Origin of the sequence: Halomonas sp. (assembly GCF_029263665.1) — a bacterium.
Taxonomy (GTDB): Bacteria; Pseudomonadota; Gammaproteobacteria; order Pseudomonadales; family Halomonadaceae; genus Halomonas.
The window spans coordinates 1-20,019 of sequence record NZ_JAJUFQ010000015.1 but is presented as its reverse complement, the minus strand read 5'-3'; the positions used below and the strand labels follow the sequence as shown (position 1 = coordinate 20,019).

Here is a 20,019-nt window from a genome sequence, read left to right as displayed (position 1 = left end):
AGGCCATGCTCCGAAGTGCATTCCAGAATGACAGGCTGACAAGGAATATCATCATGCGCCCAACCTTTGTTCGTCCCACCAGTTGGAGAGGCTGGCTGGTCCTGATGGGTTTTGTCAGTGTGATTCTGGCCGGCATCTGGCCGGTGATTGGCTGGGTCAATCAGGCAGTGCTGGTGGCTGGAATGCCGAAGCTGCTGGTGTGGAGCTATGTTGTCCTGCTCAGTTGCAGTCTCGTGATGTGGCTTGGCAACCTGTTGATCGGGGAGAGAGGAGATGACTAGTTCCATGCCGTTATGGATCACCATTGGCTACATTGCCATCGCCATGGTGATTGGGCTTGTCGCCCGAGGTGGTCGCCGCATGAGCTCACTGGAGGAGTGGGGCGTCGCCGGGCGCAGCATGGGGCCCGTGACACTCTACCTGTTGATCGCGGCGGGCAGTGTCAGTGCCTATACCTTCATGGGCGCGCCAGGCTGGGCCTTTGCCAAAGGCGTTCCTGTGCTCTATGTCGTGATCTACCTGGGCTATCTGGCACTGGTGGCATGGTATTTCGGGCCCAAGGTCTGGGCTTTTGGCGCACGCTTTGGTCATGTCACCCAGGCCAGTGCCATCGCTGATCGCTACCAGAGTCCGGCCCTCGGTGCGCTTGCCGCCCTGGTGATGTCCATCGGCTCGATTGCCTATGCCGTGCTGCAGACCATTGGCTCTGCCTACATCCTGCTGGTGATGAGCGGAGGTGCTATTCCGGTATGGGCTGGTGTGCTGCTGGTGCTGAGTGCCATCGCCATTTACCTGTATGTCAGTGGCCAGCGTGCCATCGGCAAGACCAATGTCTTTCAGGGTGTACTGATGATCGTTGTCGCCTGGATCATTGGCCTATGGTCGGCGCATACCGCCACCGGGGAGTGGAGCTTCTCGGCGGTATTCACCCTGGTGCTCGAGCGCAATCCGGATTTCCTTGTTCTGCCGGGCGGTGGTGGGGATATGAGCTTTGCCTTCTGGACGACCTCTATCATTGTTTCGATGCTGTCGTTCATGCCGCCGGTATGGACCCAATGGATGAGCGGTACATCGGCCCGGACCATTCGTCTCAGTGCGACCTTGCTGCCTACCTACTATCTGGTGATTCTGCCCATGATCGTGGTGGGCTTCATCGGCATCTACTCACTGCCTGGGCTGGCGCGTGCCGACACCGTGGTGCTGGAGTACGCCATGGCTCACCTTCCCGCCGTTCTGGTGGGGCTGCTGGGGGCTGGAACCCTGGCAGCATCCATGTCGTCGTCCGAGCCTTTCATTCATTCCGTCGCGCTGTCGTGGAGCAAGGATGTGCTGCAACCCTGGTTCAAGATATCCGATGCTCGTGCCGGGCACCTTGCCCGTTGGCTGATTTTTCCATTGATGGCGCTGATCATCGCGCCATTGGCGATTGCCGAGCCTGGCAATCTGGTCATGATCTTGTTGATCGGGCTGGGATTTGCTTCCCAGGTATTGCCTGCCTTCATCGGCATGTTCTTCTGGCCGCGAGCCACGGCATGGGGAGTGATGGCCGGCATTCTCAGTGGTTTTGTGGTGACGGTGCTCCTGATCACCATCTGGCCACATCCGCTCGGGATTCATGGCGGGTTCTGGGGGCTGATGGTGAACCTGCCGGTGTTCCTGGTGGTATCACGCCTGACCCGACCTGCATCTGCGGAGGTTGTGGAGCGCTTTTTCCGTATTGCCGCTCCTTGGTATCAACACTCAACAGTTGATGCAGAAAAAGTGGTTGTTCGAGCAGAGTCTTGATGCAGGAGCATCACGACCTAAGAAGGGGATACGCAGGAGAAACACAGAGAGCCCGCGCTGATGCGCGGGCTCTCTTATGATGGACTATCAGGAACGTTCGATGGCCAGTGCCACACCTTGGCCGCCACCGATACACAGCGTGGCCAAGCCTTTCTTCGCGTCACGGCGGATCATCTCGTGTACCAGAGTCACCAGAATCCGGCAGCCGGAGGCCCCGATCGGGTGACCGATGGCGATAGCGCCCCCATTGACGTTGATCTTGTCGGCATCCCAGCCCAGTTCCTTGTTCACGGACAGTGCCTGGGCCGCGAAGGCTTCGTTGGCTTCGATCAGGTCTAGGTCATCAATGTTCCAGCCGGCTTTCTCCAGACAACGGCGGGTCGCCGGTGCCGGGCCGATGCCCATGATAGCCGGGTCCACACCTGCATTGGCATAGGCCTTGATACGGGCCAATGGTTCAAGGCCAAGTTGCTTGGCCTTCTCGGCGGAGCAGAGCATCACCACTGCAGCACCATCATTGAGGGAAGAAGCGTTACCTGCAGTGACGGTACCATCCTTCTTGAACGCCGGGCGCATGGTAGCCAGCTTGTCGACGCTGACGGCACGAGGGTTCTCATCGGTATCGAAGACCAGTGGGTCGCCTTTGCGCTGGGGGACTTCGATCGGAACGATCTGACCCTTGAAGCGCCCTTCCTCGATGGCCGCCGCAGCCTTGGCCTGGGAGCCTGCTGCAAAGGTATCCATTTCTTCTCGGGAGATAGCGTATTTTTCTGCCAGGTTTTCGGCAGTGATACCCATATGGAAATTGTTGAAGGCATCCCACAGGCCGTCGTGGACCATGGAATCGATGGCTTTCCAGTCACCCATGCGCTGGCCATTACGCGAATTGGGCAGGACATGGGGAGACAGCGACATGTTTTCCTGGCCACCGGCGATGATGACGTCTGCATCACCGAGCATGATGGCCTGAGCTCCCAGGTGCAGGGCCTTGAGGCCTGAGCCGCACACCTTGTTGATGGTCATGGCAGGCACGCTGTCCGGGAGTCCTGCCTTGATGGCAGCCTGGCGAGCCGGATTCTGACCAGTTCCTGCGGTCAATACCTGACCCAGCAGGACCTCATCGACTTGCTCTGGAGCGACTCCTGTCTGGGCCAGCACATCCTTGATCACGGCTGCACCGAGGTCGCTGGCAGGAATGCCGGAAAGCGAGCCTCCAAAACTACCAACAGCAGTACGGCGGGCGGCGACGATCACGACTTCTTGCATGGAGTAGTCTCCTGACACGTTAACGGACAATTCCCCCAGCATAGGGACAATGGTGCAGTGCCACAATCCCGCAAACTTGATCTAGCAGGGGACTTTAGTATAGCCAGCGAAAATGACATTACTGGGGCGATAACTGGCAGGGCACAGTGGTAGTCGCTATCTCATTGATAATGTCAGCTAACTGGTCAGCGTGTGTAATGCTGATCGCCCTCGGTGGCGTGCTTTCCGTATCCGGGAAGTGATTGAGGTGCACGACCTGCATGCCTGCGTCCAGCCCTGCCTGGACACCTACGGCAGCATCATCGATGACAACACAATGTTCAGGTGGGTATCCCATCGCTTCGGCAGCGGCCAGGTACAGCCCTGGATCAGGCTTCCATACCTTGAACTCATAGGCACTGAAAAGGTGTTCGCCAAAGTGCTCGGCCAGGCCACTGGCCTGCATGGCACAGCGAATCTTGGCCAGGGGGCCATTGGATGCCACTGCCTTGGGAAATGTGCGCAACTGATCAAGTGCCTGCGGCATCCCGGCAATCGGCTTCAGTTCTGCGATCATGCGTTCGGCCATGCGTTCCCGCATATTCTGCTCGAGCTGCTCACGCTGTGTCTCATCCAGGAGGGTGAAGCGTTTCTCCAGTGTCTGCACGATGTCGAGGAAACGTATCCCTCGGAACTCTTCCATATACTGCGTCGCTGAAAAAGGCAGGCCGAAAGGTGGGAGTGTCTCGGCCATGACTTCGGCCAGCAGAATCTCGCTATCAACCAGGGTGCCGTCTGAATCGAACAGCAGACACAGCGGTGCGATGGGCTCGGGCATGGATACCTCGATGATGGCTGGATGGAAAGCATATGCAACACAAAGCACCGCCCCAGTGTACCGGAGATTGGTATCCTGGGGCGGTGGCCCGGAAACTTCGCTGGATGACGCCCTTGTCCGACGCTCGTACCTTCACTTCCTCCGTGCAGGAAATGGAAGACAGCGAATGTGAGGCATCTCCTGTCTGATCAACCTTGTGTGGCCCGCTGGCGTACTTCCTCGAAAGTCCATTCCTTCAGGATCTTGCCGTTGCGGAATACGGTCATCAACTGATTGGCGCGCGTGCCGAGCTCGTCAGCGCGTATGGTCTGATAACCTTGGATATCATCATGGATCAGGGCCAATCGTCCACGCTTGGAGCGTTTGCCCGGATCGGTGACAGGATCCTTGTAGACATCATGCCATTGGCCGTTGATACAGATAGCCGAGGCTTTCATGGCAAATTTCTGGGTATCGCGATTGAGCTTCTGCAGCAGGGCGCCTCCCATGCCAAACGCGATGTTGTCGGCGCTCAGTTCGCGCTGCTTCATGATGGCGAGGATAGCCTCGATGGATTCGGCATCGACACCGTCTCCCTGAATCAGGCGTATGCAGTCAGGTAGTACGCGATAGCCCTTGCTGTTGACCCGGTAACCGAAATGCGTCATCAGACGCTCGATGGCCTCTGGCACTACCTCGGTCGGCTCGCCCGAATCGGGGCGTACCACCAGGGTGCCGCCGGATTGTTCAACGCGTGCCTTGAGTTCTCCGCCCCAGATATCGTCGATCGCATGCCACAAGTCCCAGGAGTCGCTCACCACTGCAACGATGCGACCGTCTCCGGAGAATTGGTCCAGCATGTTGGCGTAAGCGTCGGTCTCGCCTTCCTGCCCCCAACTGGTGATGGTGCTGTGTTCAGCGGCAGGAATCGAGAAGCCGGCCATGTCGGCTGAGTAATAGCGACGCGCAGCGAGAATGCCGGACAGGGTATCGGTACCCATGAAATTGACCAGGTGGGCCGCGCCACCCAAGGCGGCGCTTTCCTCGGAACTGACGCCGCGGGAACCGAAGTCGTGCAGCTTGAAGGACAGGCCATCGGTGGTGTCGGCGGTTTCCTGCAGGTAGCGCTGAATGGTGTCGCGGCACAGGCGTGACACCGTGGCCACTGTGGTGGGGTACCACACGGCACGTAACAGCGCGGTTTCCACATAACTGGTCAACCAGGCACATTGGGGATCGGTGTTGATGACCTGCACCATCACATTGCCGGTTGGCAGCAAGGTGCCTTCCGGAACGGCCTCGATCTCGATGGGCAGGTAACCCTGATGGGTTCTCAGAATGTATTCCCAGCCAGAGCGGTTGAAGGGTACGCCATGGGCCAGGCATACCGATTCGGCTTCTTCGATATCGACGATATCGATAGGCCGGCTGAGGTATTCCTTGAGAAAGGCCTGCAAGCCGAAGAACAGGGTTGCCGGGTAGACACCACCGCGGGACTCGATGTAGCTGGAGACGTATTCGGCGCCAGGTGGATATTGCAGAAAATGAGAGGTCTTGTAGGAATCCGTATTGAGGATCAGGTTGCGCATGACGGAGCTCCTCCGGTCATTGAGCATGAGCATTGGTCTATCCATCGTTCATGCTTGCTGGTTGAAGCAGTGGTTCCCACCGCTTGTCATTCAATATAGTGGCTATGGGCCAATAAATAAATCAAAAAATTTTCACGTCTGCTGTTCGTGATGACTCAATGGCTTGCATCATTGCCTCATGGTGCAGGCGGGAAAAGTCATGGCTATCGACAAAATCCCGCAACCAGTCCGCTACCGGACCCGGCAGCATGTCTTTCGTGTTCAGGGCCTTTACCGCAGCCTTTGCCGCGTCATGTGTCGAGGCACTGAAGTAACTCATGCGAATGGGAGTGGCGCTGATGGAGAGATGGTTCTCCAGATTCAGGCGAGCCCACTGCGGGAACAGGTCAAGGTAGAACCCAGTGGCATCCTTGTGATGCCCAACCAGGGTAATGCGGGGGGCAGAGCAGGCAGCACTCAAGTTTGCCACGATGGCATTGACCGTCTGCACCCAGATATCGTCACTTTCCGGCACGTCTTCCAGCGGCAGGCATGACAATCGCTGGTTGTCATGCTCGGACAGACAGGCTCGCACCATGTTTTCCCGCTCTTGATGGGTCCAGGGGTTGTGCAGACTGCGTGGCTGCCAGGCAGATCCGAGCAGCAGGATGACTCGATCGGCTTGATGCAGTGCGTTGGACAGTCCATGCAGGTGACCGTTGTGAAAGGGCTGAAAGCGACCGATGAAAACCGCAAAGTCGAAGTTGCGCGACATGACTCAGGCTCCTTGTAGAGCGGCTCAGTTATCAGGGCTCTAGTTATTAGAACCCTAGCTATCAGAACCCTAGTATCAGGTCTCTTGCTATCAAAACCTGGTTGCCAGGATATCGAGTACGATCTATTATTGGCCTATAGCCACTAATTAATCAAGGCCCTTGTCCATGTCTTCCTGGCAGTCTGAAGCTGAGTTTCTCGAACACTATGATAGCCGCCACTACAGCGGCCCTTTGATCAGTGTCGATGTGGCTATTTTTACCTTGCATGAGGCACAGCTGAAGGTACTTCTGGTGCAGCGGGGGGAGTTTCCCTGCAAGGGGCGGTGGGCATTGCCCGGCGGGTTCATCAATATGGGTAGCGATGCGGATCTGCACGCCACGGCCCGGCGCAAGTTGAAGGACAAGACCGGCGTCGATGCGCCTCTCCTGGAGCAGGTGTGCAGCCTGGGCAATGACGCCCGTGACCCCCGGGGCTGGTCGGTCACGGTGCTGTACATGGCACTGATCCCATGGGCGCCGGCGGCGGAGTTCATGGAAAGTGTCACCGATGCACGTTGGTGGCCTGTGCAGTGGATTGATGAGTTGGCGATGGCCTTTGATCATGCTGCATTGATCGAAGCCGCCCGGGACCGATTGAAGAACAAGACCGCCTATACGGTGTTGCCTGTGCATGTGCTGAAGCGCCCATTCACATTGACCCAGTTACAGAATGCCTTCGAGCTGTTGATGGATACTCAACTGGAAAAGAAATCGTTCCGCCGCCGTATTCTCAATGCCAAGATTCTTGAAGAGGCGGGGGAGGCGCCTCCAGAAGGCGGCCGAGGCCGCCCTGCTGCGTTATATGTTCCGGCACGAGGCTCGGAAAAGCACCTTTTTGCCAGAGTGTTCGGGGACACGGCATGACACATGGTGTCAGCCATCACGCCAAGTCGTTGCTGTCAGGTCCGTTCCGCCAGTATCTGGTCATTGACCGGGCTGATGGGGCGCTTGCCGTCGAGGGCGAGGCGGATATTGTCCACTGCACGCTGGGCCATGGCGTCGCGAGTCTCGTGAGTGGCAGAACCGATATGTGGCAGTGCCACCACATTTTTCATGCCACTCAAGGGGGAGTCTATTGGTAGAGGCTCCCGCTCGAACACATCCAGACCGGCGGCATGTAGTGTGCCGTCTTCCAGTGCCTGGATCATGGCGGCTTCATCAACCACCTTGCCGCGACCAATGTTGACGAAGATAGCGCCAGGCTTCATCCGAGAGAATTCGCGTGCACCGAAAAGCTTTTCGGTCTCGGCTGTCAATGGCACGGTGACACAGACAATATCCGCCTCGGCCAGCAGCTCATTCATTTCCAGTCGGCGAGCGCCCAGTTCCCTTTCCAGTTCAGGTTTGGGAGACGCTTTGGTGTACAGGACGTTCATGCCGAAACCCAGGGCGCCGCGGCGGGCAATGGCGGCACCAATACGGCCCAGGCCGATCATGCCCAAGGTCTTGCCGTGTACATCCGTGCCGAACAGGTCGCGGCCGATATTGCTGGTCCAGTTGCCTTGCTTGATCAGTTCGGCCAGTTCCATGGCCCGGCGCGCGGTGCACATGATCAGCAGGAACCCTGTATCAGCGGTTGTCTCGGTGAGTACATCCGGAGTGTTGCATAGCAGGATACCGCGGCGGGTCAATTCATCCACCGGGTAGTTGTCGTAGCCGACGGAAATACTGGCGATGGCTTCCAGGTTCGGTGCTTGATCCAGCAATTCTGGCGTGATTCCGAGACTGGCGCCGACCAGACCATGTGCCTGACTCAGGGCCTCGATAAAGGCCGGCTCGTCGGCACTTTGGGTATCAGGCAGATAATCCACGCTGAAATCCTGGCGTAATGAAGCCAGTTGTTCGTCGCTGAGTTCACGAAACACCAGAATGCGTTTGGTCATGACGACTCCTGAATGATATGGAGGGCTGGTCAGGCCCTTGGCGCCTTCGGGAACCAAGAGCTGATATAATATATGTAATACATATTATATTGAGGTTGTATCACACCTTTACCGCAGCTTCGAGTGCTGCCAGGCGCTTGCGGTCGGGGAGACCTTCCATGTCCCCGATGACCTGTACCGCTTCGGCACCGGTGATGTTGGCTCGGCGCAAGGCCTGGCGAGGAGAAAGTCCGTCGAGTATGGCGCTGACAAAGCCAACGGCGAAGGCGTCTCCGGCACCGACGGTGTCGACCACTTCCTGCACAGGAACTCCGGCGACGGTGAACTCCTCTTCATGACCCGCCAGGATGCCTCGGTAATAACTGCCTTCAGGCCCCAGCTTGATCACCACGGCTTCGGCTCCCTGGTCCAGGTAGAAGCCGGCAATGTCATGGGCGCTTTGCTGGCCGGTCAGCAGGCGACCCTCGGCGAGTCCCGGCAGCACCCAGTTGGCGTGGGCCGCCATGGCATTGAGGGTGTCCCGCATTTCCTGTTCGCTGGACCAGAGGCTAGGGCGCAGGTTGGGGTCAAAGGATACGCTGGCGTCATGTTGACGGGCGGTCTTGAGCAGGTGCCAGGACAGTTCACGGCAACTGGCAGATACCGCCGGGGGAATTCCTGTAGCATGCAGATGGCGCAGGGCCGAGAAGTCGATGTTGGCAGCATCGGCAGCGCTCAAGTGACTTGCAGCACTGTTCTTGCGCAAGTACTCGACTTTTGGGTCGGCACCATCCAGGGCGCGCTCCTTGAAGACCAGGCCGGTAGCATGGTCCGGGTCGATAATCAGATGGTGGCAGTCGAGTGCTTCGGCTTCCAGCTTGGCTCGCAGATAGCGACCGAAACTGTCATTACCCACTCGGCTCAACCAGCCGACATGAAAGCCCAGGCGTGACAGGCCGATGGCAACATTGGTGTCGGCACCGGCGATACCGCGTGAAAAGCTTTCGACCGCGGCCAGATCGCCAGGCTCATCAGCAACAAACAGGGCCATGGCTTCGCCAAATGAAAGAATCTCAGGGGAAATGGAGTTGGTCATCATGGTGTCCTGAAAAAGTGACTGCACATCAAGAAGGCAATGGTGGTTGGGTCGAACCCCGAGCAATGAGTCGAGGCAAGAAAAGTAGGCTTCTGGGCAAAGCGTCGCTACCTGTCTGGCGTTGTCGAAGACAGTCTATGGCCGCCTTGCCGATGGCATCGGTCGGCTGGGCCAGAGTGGTGATGCCGGGATCGGTAAGGTCACACCAGTCCAGTTCATCAATCCCGAGGAGGCCGATCTCCCCCACAGCGAGACCCAGCACTTTCACACAGCGGACAACGGCCTGGGTGATCTGGCCATTGGCACACAGAATGGCGGGGCGAGGGCCTCGGGTGCGCTGAAACTCATCCAGTGCCTGTTCGATATGCTGGGGGGTTGTGACCTCGGCGATCAGAGTGTCGGCCGGCAACTTCAGTGTTGCACAGCGAGCCTGGAAGCGTTCAAGCCTGGCCTGACGGGAACTGGCCAGTGCCGGAGGCTCTGTAATGAACAGCACTCGGCCGTATCCTCGCTCGATCAGGTGATCGAGCGCCATATCTACTGCTGCAGCGTTATCCAAACCGACCTGGTCGGCATTGACATCATTCAGGGTACGATCCAGCAGCACCAGTGGAGTACCGCCCTGGGCAAGGGAGTGTAGTGCTTCGCTGTGACGTCCTGCAGCATTCACCACCAGACCTTCAATGCGATAGGAAGACAGCAGGGCGAGCTGGGCTTTTTCCTGATCGAGGTCGTTGTCGCTGTTGCATACCATCAACGACAGCCCAGCCCGGCGGCAGGCCTGTTCAACACCATGCATGATGGCAACCGAAAACGGATTGCGGATATCTGCGACCAGCATGCCGACCAGCCCGGATGGCCCACCTTTCAGGCCTCGTGCCATCGGGTTGGGTTGGTAGCCCAGGCGCACGGCTGCTGAGACGATGCGCTCACGCATGGTTTCCGACAGCCGCTCTCTTTCCCCGCTGTAATAACGAGACACACTGGTCTTGGAAACGCCGGCTTCACGGGCGACTTCGAGAATCGTGGCGCGTCTTGGTGGCTGAGGCATGCTGTCTGATCACTACTGTCTGATCACTGCTGATGGCAGTGGCGGAGATGAGAATATGTCCAATGGGAACGTTCCCATTTGGCTCCAGCATAAGGATGAAGCGTGCTTGCCGCAAGAGAGCACCCACTAGACAAAGGTAGAGAGAGCCTTGACGTAGCGGAGGTCAAATGTAGCGGAAATCAAATGATGAGGAACGCAGCACGCCGCGACATGATGCAGAGTCGTCGTGCCGATGAACCATCAGGCATGAGCGACGCGACGTTCACGATCCTTGTGCAGGCGACCGATCACCGTAGGTAACTGGTACATGCTGGTGATCATGTGAGCGCCTTCAGGAGTTTCCTCGGCATCAGGGAAGCGGTTGAGGTGGACCACCGTCATGCCGGCAGCCAGGGCTGCCTGGACGCCGACGATGGCATCGTCGATAGCGATGCAGTCTTCGGCAGCAAAGCCCATGATGCTGGCAGCATGCAGATAGAGGCATGGGTCGGGCTTCCAGCAGTTGGCCGTGTAGCCACTGAAGAGGCTGTTGCCGAATGTCTCGCTCAGGCCCACGGTATTGAGCGATGTGCGTACCTTGTTCTCGGGACCGTTGGAGACCACGCCCATGGGAAAGCGGGATAATGCCGCCAAGGCCTCCGGGGCTCCAGCAATAGGCACAAGATCGGTCGCCAGGCGATGATTCAGGTTGGCACGCATGGTGGTTTCCAGAGACTCGAGATGGTCTGGATCGACCTTGCCGTACTGGGCTTCGAGCTCTGCCACGATATGGCGGAAACGGGCTCCACGAAATCCTCCCATGTAGTCCTCTGCGCGAAACGGCAAACCTGCAGCGGTCAGGCTCGTCGCCATTTCGGCGGCGAGTAGGGGTTCACTATCGACCAGAGTGCCGTCACAGTCGAACAATAGGCAGAGAGGGCGAGACATGGTGGGACCTCGCTAGGTAATTCAGGAGTTATCGAACAGTGTTGCAGATTTTTTTGGATTCTGCCTGGGTTCGAAGCCGAAAACCATAATTTTTGAACAGTGTTTTTGCAGTGTCGGTATTTCACACCACTCATACCTGAGATGCATGATTGACGGGACCTGCAGTGGCGCCGCAAGGAGTCGACTCGAATGTTCGTTTTATGACATCGACCTACTGTCTCGTGTTTTCTTTGCTTCCCTGATATTGCCTGTGCTGCATATGGATATGCCCCGGCTACTCGCCGAGGCATATCGGTCACCAGGGAGGCACTGCCTGAAGCAGCGCTTCCTGCATGGCGCGTTAGCGGACCTTGGGATCCAGCTCGCCAGTGGCGTAGCGCTGGAACATGGCTTCCAGGCTGATCGGCTTGATCTTGCTGGCATTGCCGGCAGTACCGAAGGCTTCGTAACGGGCCATGCAGACTTCCTTCATGGCCTTGGTGGTCAGTGCCAGGTACTTGCGGGGGTCGAATTCGGCAGGGTTTTCCGCCAGGAAACGACGCACCGCACCGGTTGAGGCCAAGCGCAGATCGGTGTCGATATTGACCTTGCGCACGCCATGCTTGATACCTTCGACGATCTCTTCAACTGGAACACCATAGGTCTCGGGGATGGCACCGCCGAACTCATTGATCACGGCAAGCCATTCCTGAGGTACGCTGGAAGAACCGTGCATGACCAGGTGGGTGTCCGGGATGCGGGCGTGGATTTCCTTGATACGCTGGATGGAGAGCGTGTCACCCGTCGGCGGACGAGTGAACTTGTAGGCGCCGTGGCTGGTGCCGATAGCGATGGCCAGGGCATCAACGCCCGTTGCCTTGACGAAATCGGCGGCTTCTTCCGGGTCAGTCAGCAACTGGTCATGGTCCAGCTTGCCTTCGGCGCCAATGCCATCTTCTTCGCCGGCCATGCCGGTCTCGAGACTGCCCAGGCAACCCAGTTCGCCTTCCACGGAGACGCCACAGGCATGCGCCATGTCAACGGTGCGACGGGTGACATCGACGTTGTAGTCGTAGTCCGTCGGGGTCTTGCCGTCTTCACCAAGGGAGCCATCCATCATCACCGAGGAAAAGCCCAGTTGGATAGAACGTTGGCATACTGCCGGGCTGGTGCCATGATCCTGGTGCATGACCACCGGGATATGCGGGAATTCTTCAGTGGCCGCCAGGATCAGGTGACGCAGGAAGGGCGCACCGGCATATTTACGCGCGCCGGCAGAAGCCTGCAAGATCACTGGTGAGTCGGTGGCATCGGCCGCTTCCATGATGGCGCGGACCTGCTCCAGATTGTTGACATTGAAGGCCGGAACGCCGTAACCGTGCTCGGCGGCGTGATCCAGCAGTTGGCGCATGCTGACAAGTGCCATGGGGTATACCTTTTACTGAAGAAATGGAAGGGTGCACTCTGTGGTGCACCGGGCTATTGGGTTTGATCTTCGCGGGTTCGCCTGCGTCATGGAGCGGAATTGTGTTGAATTATGCTCCAGCGGCTGCTTCCAGAGCGGCCACGGCTGGCAGTTCCTTGCCTTCGACGTATTCAAGGAAAGCTCCGCCACCAGTCGAGATGTAAGACACTTGTTCTGCGATGCCGTACTTGTCGATGGCTGCCAGGGTGTCACCGCCACCGGCGATGGAGAAGGCAGCGCTCTTCGCGATGGCCCGTGACAATTCCTCGGTGCCTCCGCCGAACTGATCGATTTCGAACACGCCCACGGGGCCATTCCACAGAATGGTACCGGCATCCTGCAACATGGCGCCAAGCCTTGAGGCAGTGTCCGGTCCGATATCGAGAATCATCTCGTCGTCGTTCACCTGGTCGACCGGCTTGGTGACTGCTTCAGCCGAGTCAGAGAACTCGGTGGCTACCACGACATCAGTCGGCAGCGGAATCTCGACCTTGGCCATCAGTGCCTTGGCCTGGTCCACCAGGTCGGCTTCGTAGAGGGACTTGCCGACGTTATATCCGGCTGCGGCAATGAAGGTGTTGGCGATGCCGCCGCCCACGATCAACTGGTCGCACTTCTCGGACAAGGCATTGAGTACATCCAGCTTGGTCGACACCTTGGAGCCACCCACGATGGCAGCCATCGGACGTCTAGGATTGGCCAGTGCCTTTTCCAGGGCCTCCAGCTCTGCCGCGAGCAGTGGGCCAGCACAGGCCGTGGGGGCAAAACGGGCCACACCATGGGTCGAAGCCTGGGCACGGTGAGCGGTACCAAAGGCATCCATCACATAGATGTCGCACAAGGCGGCGTAGCGTTTGGCCAGCGCTTCATCGTCCTTCTTTTCGCCGACATTGAAGCGCACATTCTCGAGCAACACCACTTCGCCGTCCTGCAGGCTCGGCACCTGTTCCAGATAGTCGCTGACCAAGCGTACCGGGCTGCCCAGCAGCTCGCTCAGGTAGTCGGCTACAGGGGCCAGGCTGAACTCTTCGGCAGGCTCGCCTTCAGTGGGGCGACCCAAATGGCTCATCAACAGCACCTTGGCACCGGCGTCACGGGCTGCCTTGATGGTTGGCAAGCTGGCGCGCAGGCGGGCATCGCTGGTTACCTGGCCGTGCTTGATGGGTACATTGAGATCCTCGCGGATCAGTACTCGCTGACCCTGAAGGTTCAGGTCGGTCATCTTGTGCACATTCATTCAGCAGATCCTCGTCTGAGAAGCTTGGGATGTATCCGGTCATCAGGCCGTAGTGGTGTCCAGTGCGGCAATGTTGCTGGCGACGTCGAGCATGCGATTGGCAAAGCCCCATTCGTTATCGAACCAGCAAAGCAGCTTGATCAGGCGACCTCCGGCCACCCGAGTTTGAGTGGCATCTACGATACCGGAGCGTGGGTCGTGGTTGAAGTCGATCGAGGCTGTGGGTTCGTCGGCAAAGCCGAGCAATCCGGAAAGCCGGGACTCGCTTGCTTCGTGCAGCAGGCGATTGACTTGCTTGGCACTGGTATCGCGTCTGACGCAGATCGACATGTCCATGGCCGATACGTTGATGGTCGGCACACGCATGTGCAGACACTCGAAACGTTCCGCAAGGTGCGGCATCAAGCGGTTGATGCCCAAGGCCAGGCCAGTGTCCACCGGCACGATGGATTGCATGGCCGAGCGCGTCAGACGCAGGTCGGTTTGGTGATAGGCATCGATCACCGGCTGATCGTTCATGGCCGAGTGGATGGTGGTTGTCACGCCATGCTCGATGCTCAGGGCCTCGTCGAGCACGGTAAGAACCGGCACCAGACAGTTGGTGGTGCATGAAGCTGCAGAAATGATGCGGGCATCGGCGTGCAGGTCGGCATCATTGATTCCGGTGACGATGGTGGCGTCCACATCGCTCTCGGCAGGCTGGGAAAATAGCAGCCTCTTGGCACCTGCCGCCAGGTGACGCTCTGCTGTCATGCGATCCTTGAAACTACCGGAGCATTCCAGTACCAGGTCGACCCCTAACTCTTTCCAGGGCAGACGGTCAGGGTCGGCTTCGGACAGGACTCGGATGCGCTTACCATTGATGACCAGATGATCGGCGTCATTGGTGACATGGCCAGGGAAGCGGCCGTGGGTCGTGTCGTAACGGGTCAGGTAGGCGATGGTGTCAATGCCGGAGAGCTCGTTGAGCGCGACCACCTCAAGGTCGAGATCACCCCGCTCGATCAGTGCACGCAGGACGCACTGGCCGATTCGGCCGTAACCGTTGATAGCGATGCGTTGAGGCATGGACTCCGTGATCTCTCGGTCGAGGTATTCAGGCGCAAAAGTCTATCTCAAGTTTACCGCGACGTCGCCCCGCATACTGCCCCCGGTGATAGGCAGAATGTATCCGAGGATAGCGGAATGTATCTGGGTTGAATCTGCACGGGTCGATCAGGCGGCCAAGTACCAGGCCAATGGCAGCATCAGCGCCGTCAATACTCCGGTTAGGGTCATTCCCAGTGAAGCGAAGGCACCTGCCGTCGGGCCGATCTCGAAGGCGCGGACAGTACCGATGGCGTGGCCATTGATGCCGAGGGCCAGTCCCAGTAGACGCTGATCTTCGATGTGCATCCAGCGGCCCAGCAGAGTGACAAAGGTCGTGGCAGCGACGCCTGTGATCAGCAGGCTACCCATCAGAATCGGGATGGACCCGCCCAGGGTCGAGGTGATGCCCATGGCAATGGGGGCAGTAACGGACTTGGGTGCCAGAGAGGCGAGCAGTTGAGGCGGAGCACCCAGCGCCCATGCGATGACAATCGCATAGAAGGCGGCCAGAGCCGAGGCGACCGGCAGGCAAACCAACAAGGGCAGGCACAGTGCACGGATATGATGCATCTGTTGGTATAGCGGCACAGCCAACCCCACGGTGGCAGGACCCAACAACAACATCAGCCACTCGGCACCCTGTTGATAAGAAGCATAAGGGATGCCCAGGAGCCATAGCAGCAGTGCGACCAGCAGGGCGCCGATCAGTACCGGTGGGCACCAGCCAGGATTACCGAGACGCTGGAAGATCTTCAAGCCTGTCAGGTAGGCACCTATCGACAAGGCAATGGAAAGCAATGGTTGCTGCAGCCAGTGGGTGAAGTCGTGGCTCATGGGCGTTCTTCCTGGCCGTTTGTCCTGGATGCATCGTCTGCTTGAAGGGGCATTTCGTCGTGAAGGAGAGCGTTGTCTTGAAGGAGAGTTTCGTGATGAGGGGGTGTGGTATGTGAAAGTAAGCGACGTATCAGCCACAGGGTACTGGCAACACTCAACAAGGTGCCGAGGACCAGTGACATCAAGACGGCCAGCCAATATTCACTGATCTGGTCCAGTACTTGGAAGACTCCCACGACGCCCGGCATGATCAGCATGGCGAGCATCATGATCAGTGGTTGTGAGGCACTGGCGATGGTGCTGTGCACCCGGCCACGGGCAACAAAGTACAGTGTCAGCAGCACCAGTCCGATGACGCCAGGGGAAAGGGGTAGATGGCCGAGTTGTACCAGCAGACTGCCGATCAGCCAGAACGCTATCAGCCACAGGAATCCGTGCAGGAACTGCATTGCTTGTCCTCGTTGATCAGCGGTTTGTGGTGAGCATCAAGTTGAATGAACGTTTTACCGTGTCATGAGGTCCAGATCTGTTGCGACTCTCTTGGTAGTGCATCATCCGCTACGCTGTGAAGGTGTATCTACAGCACAGGGCGACAGAGGCGTCGTTCGGAACCTCGGCATTCAGTGGTCAAGACCAGTGATGGCTAGGACTTGAGCCGATCGAGAATGCAGAGTTTACCGTTATCGGTGACGCATTGCCGAGAGCAGACACTATCAGGTCGAGCCATTGAGCTCGCCGGAGCCATAGGGAGATAGATGATGAGCGATATTGCCAGTTGGCTGGGAGCCGAGGCTGAGGATCTGTTGACTCATGAGTGCCGCGGCATTCCCAGGGAGAGCCTGCACTTGCCTGGTTCGGATTTCGTCGATCGGGTGATGATGGACTCCGACCGTTCACCTGCTGTACTGCGCAATATGCAGGCGTTGTTCAACCATGGTCGCCTGGGTGGCACGGGTTATCTCAGTATTCTTCCCGTGGATCAGGGAATCGAGCATTCAGCCGGTGCCTCATTCGCCCCTAATCCGGCGTATTTTGATCCGGCCAACATCGTTGAGTTGGCCATCGAGGGGGGCTGCAATGCTGTGGCGTCGACTTTGGGGGTGCTCTCGTCGGTAGCGCGGCGTTACGCCCATCGTATCCCGATGATGCTCAAGCTCAATCACAACGAGACACTGACCTATCCGGCAATGCATGACCAGACGCTTTTTGCCGAGGTCGACCAGGCGTTCGACATGGGCTGCGTGGCAGTGGGGGCGACGATCTATTTCGGCTCACCGGAGAGCCGGCGCCAGATCGAAGAAATCAGCGCAGCCTTCGAGCGCGCCCATGAGCTGGGCATGGTGACCGTACTGTGGGCGTACCTGCGCAACCCTGCCTTCAAGCATGAGGGCACCGATTATCATCTGGCGTCGGACCTCACCAGTCAGGCGGTGCATTTGGCAGCCACGTTGAAGGCCGATATCGTCAAGCAGAAACTACCGGAAACCAATGGTGGCTATCGCACGATCGGTTTCGGACATACCCACGACAAGGTCTATACCGAACTGACCAGCGACCATCCCATCGACCTGGCTCGTTATCAGGTGGCCAACGCCTTCATGGGCCGCGCCGGGTTGATCAATTCCGGCGGTGCTTCCAGTGGCGAGGGCGATCTGGTCCAGGCAGTGCGCACCGCAGTCATCAACAAACGTGCGGGAGGCATGGGGCTGATCTCAGGACGCAAGGCCTTCCAGAAACCCATGCGCGATGGCGTGGCCCTGCTCAATGCCATTCAGGATGTGTACCTGGCCCCGGATGTTTCTATCGCTTGATGAGTTGCGTCCGGTGGTGTGGGCTACTGCCGGGCGCATGTCTGACCATTGGGGGAGCATATAAGAACCGAAAGTATGGCGAGACTTACCGTCATTGCAGAGAATCCTGAAGCAGGTGAAGGCTTTTATCAGGATCTAAAAGGTCTGCTGCTGGTGCGGATGGGCGGCTATCCATCCAATGAGTATGTTGTACTCAGCATGGTACCCGCCAGGTTCAACTGTACTTCATAAAATGATTCATGTTGATTAAGTGATATGCACGATTAAAAATACGTAACTTTTTACTAGGACAGTGATTTCGGTAAATTAGGTTCGTATCGGCCTTGATGGCTCGTTATTGTTAATAAAGCCTTATAAAGGTAAAAGACAAGAATTTTATATTAAAATTATGCGATTGAGTGTTGTTTTAATAATTTCTTCATCAATGAGCGGTAGGGTTACTTGGCAAGGCTTATGAGGGACTTTTTTCCTAGTGGAATAAAAGTTATTTTTCTTTTGAAAAGCGTTTGTCAATACATCTTTTGAGGTATTTGTTTCATTGCGTGAGAGCTATCTCTCGAGATGAAGAAGTAGTATGGCTCTATGTGGTTCCTAGTATATATGGTTGGTAATCTAGTGCTGATTTTAATTGGTTTTTCTTAAGTGGCGAGCTATAAAGTTAGTGCGATAGTTAGTGCTGTATGGTTGTGGGGATCTGCCACAACAGTGGGTTTTTTGTTCAGACAAATGACAACTATCTCATCATGAGAATGGTCTTGCTATTACCATCCTTATGGTATCCGCCGTGTATTAATACTTTGAAGGTTGGATAAAATGAAAAAATTCTCTATAACCATACTGGTGGCATGGGCTCTCGCGATGGCCTGCGGAGCAATGGCCACAGATGGCGCTATTTCCATCAACGGTCGGGTTGTTGGCGGCGCTTGTGATATTTCCATTGGTGGTAGCTCGAACGCCACCATTGTCTTGCCAAGAGTCTCCAGTGGCTCGTTGGTTGCTGCCGGTGATACTGCTGGCGCCACGCCACTTTCCATGAGCCTGAGTGGTTGCCCGGCCTCGGGTGCTGTGCGTGCATGGTTCGAGCCGACCAATGTGGATATGAAGACGGGCAACTTGCTCAACAATGCTGAGAGGCCTGCAGAGAATGTTCTGGTCCAGGTGAAAGATCAATCTTCTGGCAATGTGATAGACCTGCGTGACAATACCAATAATCCCTTTACCAATTTTGGAATTGATGGGAGCATAATACTGAGCTATGCCGCACAGTATTATGCAACAGGTCCGGCTACATCGGGCAATGTTGAAACCCAACTGGTCTACACCTTGGATTATCCTTAATGTTCACGCGCTGCGATAGGGTTCGTTGCAGGCGACTGTTGGTATGAGCGTAGCGATGAGAAGTATCGTTGTCGGGGTGTGAGCAGACTGAGCACAGACCTGTTATGTAATAATACAATGAATCATTTCTGTTTGAGGCACTATCTAGAAGGAAGCTTTCACGTGCCTCGATATGGGCGAGGTATCCAAACGCTGGAACAATAAAGGCGCGGCCAATTGGCCGCGCCTTTGCCAGCATTCGAGATCAGGCGCCGAGCAACTCGTTAGCCTGCTTGAGCACATTCTCGACGGTGAAGCCGAAGTGCTTGAACAGGTCGCCCGCGGGAGCGGATTCACCGAAGCTCCTCATGCCGACGATACGGCCTTCCAGACCGACGAACTTGTACCAGAAGTCGGCATGACCTGCCTCGATGGCAATACGCTTGGTCACGCTGGGAGGCAACACGCTGTCGCGGTACTCAGCTTCCTGGCCACTGAAGCGGTAGGTGCTGGGCATGGATACCACACGCACTGCACGACCTTGCTTTTCCAGTTCGGCCGCCGCTTCCATGGCCAGCGCCACTTCGGAGCCGGTGGCGATCAGGATCAACTCCGGCTGGCCCTGGTGCGTATCGGCCTCGTGCTTGAGCACATAGCCACCGCGCTGGATGTTGGCCAGCTGCTGCTTGGTACGTGGCTGATGCGGCAGGTTCTGGCGCGACAGGATCAGGGCGGTGGGGCCGGACTGACGCTTGATGGCCGCGCCCCAGGCCGCTGCAGTTTCGGTCGCATCACAGGGACGCCAGGTCAGCAGGTTCGGGGTAGAGCGTAGGCTGGTCAGCTGCTCGATAGGCTGGTGGGTCGGGCCGTCTTCGCCAAGACCGATGGAGTCATGGGTGAACACATAGATGGCCTGCTTACCCATCAACGCGGCCATACGCACGGCATTGCGCATGTATTCCATGAAGATCAGGAAGGTTGCGCCATAAGGGATGAAGCCACCATGCAGGGCGATGCCGTTCATGATCGCGCCCATGCCGAACTCGCGCACCCCATAGTGCAGGTAGTTGCCGTTGGCATCGTCGCCGGTGATGGCCTTGGCGCCGTTCCAGAACGTCAGG

Annotated in this window: 20 protein-coding genes; 6 read left to right on the top strand and 14 right to left on the bottom strand. The window is 57.3% G+C overall.

Going from position 1 to position 20,019, the window contains the following annotated elements; all coding sequences use genetic code 11:
- The first annotated feature begins 53 nt into the window (after positions 1 to 53).
- Both Q1K07_RS14390 and Q1K07_RS14385 read left to right on the top strand, forming a co-directional pair.
- The gene (locus Q1K07_RS14390; RefSeq protein WP_300312189.1) at positions 54 to 281 is read left to right on the top strand and encodes a hypothetical protein; all 228 of its coding nucleotides are present in this window, start codon (positions 54 to 56) and stop codon (positions 279 to 281) included.
- On the top strand, positions 274 to 1,785 hold the full coding sequence (locus tag Q1K07_RS14385) for a sodium:solute symporter (RefSeq protein WP_300312186.1): 1,512 nt from the start codon (positions 274 to 276) through the stop codon (positions 1,783 to 1,785). Before Q1K07_RS14390 ends, Q1K07_RS14385 begins: the two co-directional genes overlap by 8 nt.
- A gap of 87 nt (positions 1,786 to 1,872) precedes the next feature.
- On the opposite strand, the gene Q1K07_RS14380 is transcribed toward Q1K07_RS14385, so the two are convergent.
- Both Q1K07_RS14380 and Q1K07_RS14375 read right to left on the bottom strand, forming a co-directional pair.
- Entirely contained in the window at positions 1,873 to 3,051 is a 1,179-nt protein-coding gene (locus Q1K07_RS14380; protein ID WP_300312183.1) for an acetyl-CoA C-acetyltransferase, read from the bottom strand.
- Positions 3,052 to 3,169: 118 nt separating this feature from the next.
- Positions 3,170 to 3,868, bottom strand: coding sequence for an HAD-IA family hydrolase (locus Q1K07_RS14375; protein ID WP_300312180.1), 699 nt, complete (start codon positions 3,866 to 3,868; stop codon positions 3,170 to 3,172).
- A 32-nt stretch (positions 3,869 to 3,900) separates the two neighbouring features.
- Between Q1K07_RS14375 and Q1K07_RS14370 the strand changes: the two genes are divergently transcribed.
- Positions 3,901 to 4,056 carry a hypothetical protein gene (locus Q1K07_RS14370; RefSeq protein WP_300312177.1) on the top strand — a complete coding sequence of 52 codons (156 nt, stop codon included), beginning with the start codon at positions 3,901 to 3,903 and terminating at the stop codon, positions 4,054 to 4,056.
- Here the strand turns inward: Q1K07_RS14370 and Q1K07_RS14365 are convergent, their stop codons facing one another.
- Positions 4,057 to 5,436 carry a nicotinate phosphoribosyltransferase gene (locus Q1K07_RS14365; RefSeq protein ID WP_300312174.1) on the bottom strand — a complete coding sequence of 460 codons (1,380 nt, stop codon included), beginning with the start codon at positions 5,434 to 5,436 and terminating at the stop codon, positions 4,057 to 4,059.
- A gap of 121 nt (positions 5,437 to 5,557) precedes the next feature.
- Positions 5,558 to 6,190, bottom strand: a complete 633-nt coding sequence (locus Q1K07_RS14360; RefSeq protein WP_300312171.1) for an adenylyltransferase/cytidyltransferase family protein — start codon at positions 6,188 to 6,190, stop codon at positions 5,558 to 5,560.
- A 166-nt stretch (positions 6,191 to 6,356) separates the two neighbouring features.
- Between Q1K07_RS14360 and Q1K07_RS14355 the strand changes: the two genes are divergently transcribed.
- Positions 6,357 to 7,094, top strand: coding sequence for an NUDIX domain-containing protein (locus Q1K07_RS14355; protein WP_300312168.1), 738 nt, complete (start codon positions 6,357 to 6,359; stop codon positions 7,092 to 7,094).
- Between the two features lie 35 nt (positions 7,095 to 7,129).
- Here the strand turns inward: Q1K07_RS14355 and Q1K07_RS14350 are convergent, their stop codons facing one another.
- The 9 genes from Q1K07_RS14350 to Q1K07_RS14310 form a co-directional block, all read right to left on the bottom strand.
- The gene (locus Q1K07_RS14350) at positions 7,130 to 8,113 is read right to left on the bottom strand and encodes a D-glycerate dehydrogenase (RefSeq protein ID WP_300312165.1); all 984 of its coding nucleotides are present in this window, start codon (positions 8,111 to 8,113) and stop codon (positions 7,130 to 7,132) included.
- A 100-nt stretch (positions 8,114 to 8,213) separates the two neighbouring features.
- On the bottom strand, positions 8,214 to 9,188 hold the full coding sequence (locus tag Q1K07_RS14345; protein ID WP_300312163.1) for a sugar kinase: 975 nt from the start codon (positions 9,186 to 9,188) through the stop codon (positions 8,214 to 8,216).
- Between the two features lie 28 nt (positions 9,189 to 9,216).
- Entirely contained in the window at positions 9,217 to 10,239 is a 1,023-nt protein-coding gene (locus Q1K07_RS14340; protein WP_300312160.1) for a LacI family DNA-binding transcriptional regulator, read from the bottom strand.
- A 240-nt stretch (positions 10,240 to 10,479) separates the two neighbouring features.
- Positions 10,480 to 11,166 carry an HAD-IA family hydrolase gene (locus tag Q1K07_RS14335; RefSeq protein ID WP_300312158.1) on the bottom strand — a complete coding sequence of 229 codons (687 nt, stop codon included), beginning with the start codon at positions 11,164 to 11,166 and terminating at the stop codon, positions 10,480 to 10,482.
- Positions 11,167 to 11,506: 340 nt separating this feature from the next.
- On the bottom strand, positions 11,507 to 12,571 hold the full coding sequence (gene fba, locus Q1K07_RS14330) for a class II fructose-bisphosphate aldolase (protein ID WP_300312156.1): 1,065 nt from the start codon (positions 12,569 to 12,571) through the stop codon (positions 11,507 to 11,509).
- 109 nt (positions 12,572 to 12,680) lie between these two features.
- Positions 12,681 to 13,847, bottom strand: coding sequence for a phosphoglycerate kinase (locus tag Q1K07_RS14325; protein ID WP_300312153.1), 1,167 nt, complete (start codon positions 13,845 to 13,847; stop codon positions 12,681 to 12,683).
- A 42-nt stretch (positions 13,848 to 13,889) separates the two neighbouring features.
- Positions 13,890 to 14,915, bottom strand: a complete 1,026-nt coding sequence (locus tag Q1K07_RS14320; RefSeq protein ID WP_300312150.1) for a glyceraldehyde 3-phosphate dehydrogenase NAD-binding domain-containing protein — start codon at positions 14,913 to 14,915, stop codon at positions 13,890 to 13,892.
- Between the two features lie 147 nt (positions 14,916 to 15,062).
- Complete coding sequence (locus Q1K07_RS14315; protein WP_300312147.1) at positions 15,063 to 15,770, bottom strand: LrgB family protein; 708 nt, start codon at positions 15,768 to 15,770, stop codon at positions 15,063 to 15,065.
- Positions 15,767 to 16,219, bottom strand: coding sequence for a CidA/LrgA family protein (locus Q1K07_RS14310; protein ID WP_366945080.1), 453 nt, complete (start codon positions 16,217 to 16,219; stop codon positions 15,767 to 15,769). The genes Q1K07_RS14315 and Q1K07_RS14310 overlap by 4 nt, the downstream gene beginning before the upstream one ends.
- A 309-nt stretch (positions 16,220 to 16,528) precedes the next feature.
- Between Q1K07_RS14310 and Q1K07_RS14305 the strand changes: the two genes are divergently transcribed.
- Entirely contained in the window at positions 16,529 to 17,581 is a 1,053-nt protein-coding gene (locus Q1K07_RS14305; protein WP_300312146.1) for a class I fructose-bisphosphate aldolase, read from the top strand.
- An 813-nt stretch (positions 17,582 to 18,394) separates the two neighbouring features.
- A complete protein-coding gene (locus tag Q1K07_RS14300) occupies positions 18,395 to 18,919 on the top strand; it encodes a fimbrial protein (protein ID WP_300312143.1) in 525 nt (174 codons plus the stop codon).
- Between the two features lie 244 nt (positions 18,920 to 19,163).
- On the opposite strand, the gene Q1K07_RS14295 is transcribed toward Q1K07_RS14300, so the two are convergent.
- A partial coding sequence (locus Q1K07_RS14295) for a transketolase C-terminal domain-containing protein (RefSeq protein ID WP_300312140.1) occupies positions 19,164 to 20,019 on the bottom strand: 856 nt, incomplete at its 5' end.

Coding starts and splice junctions, on each gene's coding strand:
- Q1K07_RS14390 (WP_300312189.1), top strand. CDS start 54: ATGCGCCCAACCTTTGTTCGTCCCACCAGTTGGAGAGGCTGGCTGGTC.
- Q1K07_RS14385 (WP_300312186.1), top strand. CDS start 274: ATGACTAGTTCCATGCCGTTATGGATCACCATTGGCTACATTGCCATC.
- Q1K07_RS14380 (WP_300312183.1), bottom strand. CDS start 3,051: ATGCAAGAAGTCGTGATCGTCGCCGCCCGCCGTACTGCTGTTGGTAGT.
- Q1K07_RS14375 (WP_300312180.1), bottom strand. CDS start 3,868: ATGCCCGAGCCCATCGCACCGCTGTGTCTGCTGTTCGATTCAGACGGC.
- Q1K07_RS14370 (WP_300312177.1), top strand. CDS start 3,901: ATGCAACACAAAGCACCGCCCCAGTGTACCGGAGATTGGTATCCTGGG.
- Q1K07_RS14365 (WP_300312174.1), bottom strand. CDS start 5,436: ATGCGCAACCTGATCCTCAATACGGATTCCTACAAGACCTCTCATTTT.
- Q1K07_RS14360 (WP_300312171.1), bottom strand. CDS start 6,190: ATGTCGCGCAACTTCGACTTTGCGGTTTTCATCGGTCGCTTTCAGCCC.
- Q1K07_RS14355 (WP_300312168.1), top strand. CDS start 6,357: ATGTCTTCCTGGCAGTCTGAAGCTGAGTTTCTCGAACACTATGATAGC.
- Q1K07_RS14350 (WP_300312165.1), bottom strand. CDS start 8,113: ATGACCAAACGCATTCTGGTGTTTCGTGAACTCAGCGACGAACAACTG.
- Q1K07_RS14345 (WP_300312163.1), bottom strand. CDS start 9,188: ATGACCAACTCCATTTCCCCTGAGATTCTTTCATTTGGCGAAGCCATG.
- Q1K07_RS14340 (WP_300312160.1), bottom strand. CDS start 10,239: ATGCCTCAGCCACCAAGACGCGCCACGATTCTCGAAGTCGCCCGTGAA.
- Q1K07_RS14335 (WP_300312158.1), bottom strand. CDS start 11,166: ATGTCTCGCCCTCTCTGCCTATTGTTCGACTGTGACGGCACTCTGGTC.
- fba (WP_300312156.1), bottom strand. CDS start 12,571: ATGGCACTTGTCAGCATGCGCCAACTGCTGGATCACGCCGCCGAGCAC.
- Q1K07_RS14325 (WP_300312153.1), bottom strand. CDS start 13,847: ATGAATGTGCACAAGATGACCGACCTGAACCTTCAGGGTCAGCGAGTA.
- Q1K07_RS14320 (WP_300312150.1), bottom strand. CDS start 14,915: ATGCCTCAACGCATCGCTATCAACGGTTACGGCCGAATCGGCCAGTGC.
- Q1K07_RS14315 (WP_300312147.1), bottom strand. CDS start 15,770: ATGAGCCACGACTTCACCCACTGGCTGCAGCAACCATTGCTTTCCATT.
- Q1K07_RS14310 (WP_366945080.1), bottom strand. CDS start 16,219: ATGCAGTTCCTGCACGGATTCCTGTGGCTGATAGCGTTCTGGCTGATC.
- Q1K07_RS14305 (WP_300312146.1), top strand. CDS start 16,529: ATGAGCGATATTGCCAGTTGGCTGGGAGCCGAGGCTGAGGATCTGTTG.
- Q1K07_RS14300 (WP_300312143.1), top strand. CDS start 18,395: ATGAAAAAATTCTCTATAACCATACTGGTGGCATGGGCTCTCGCGATG.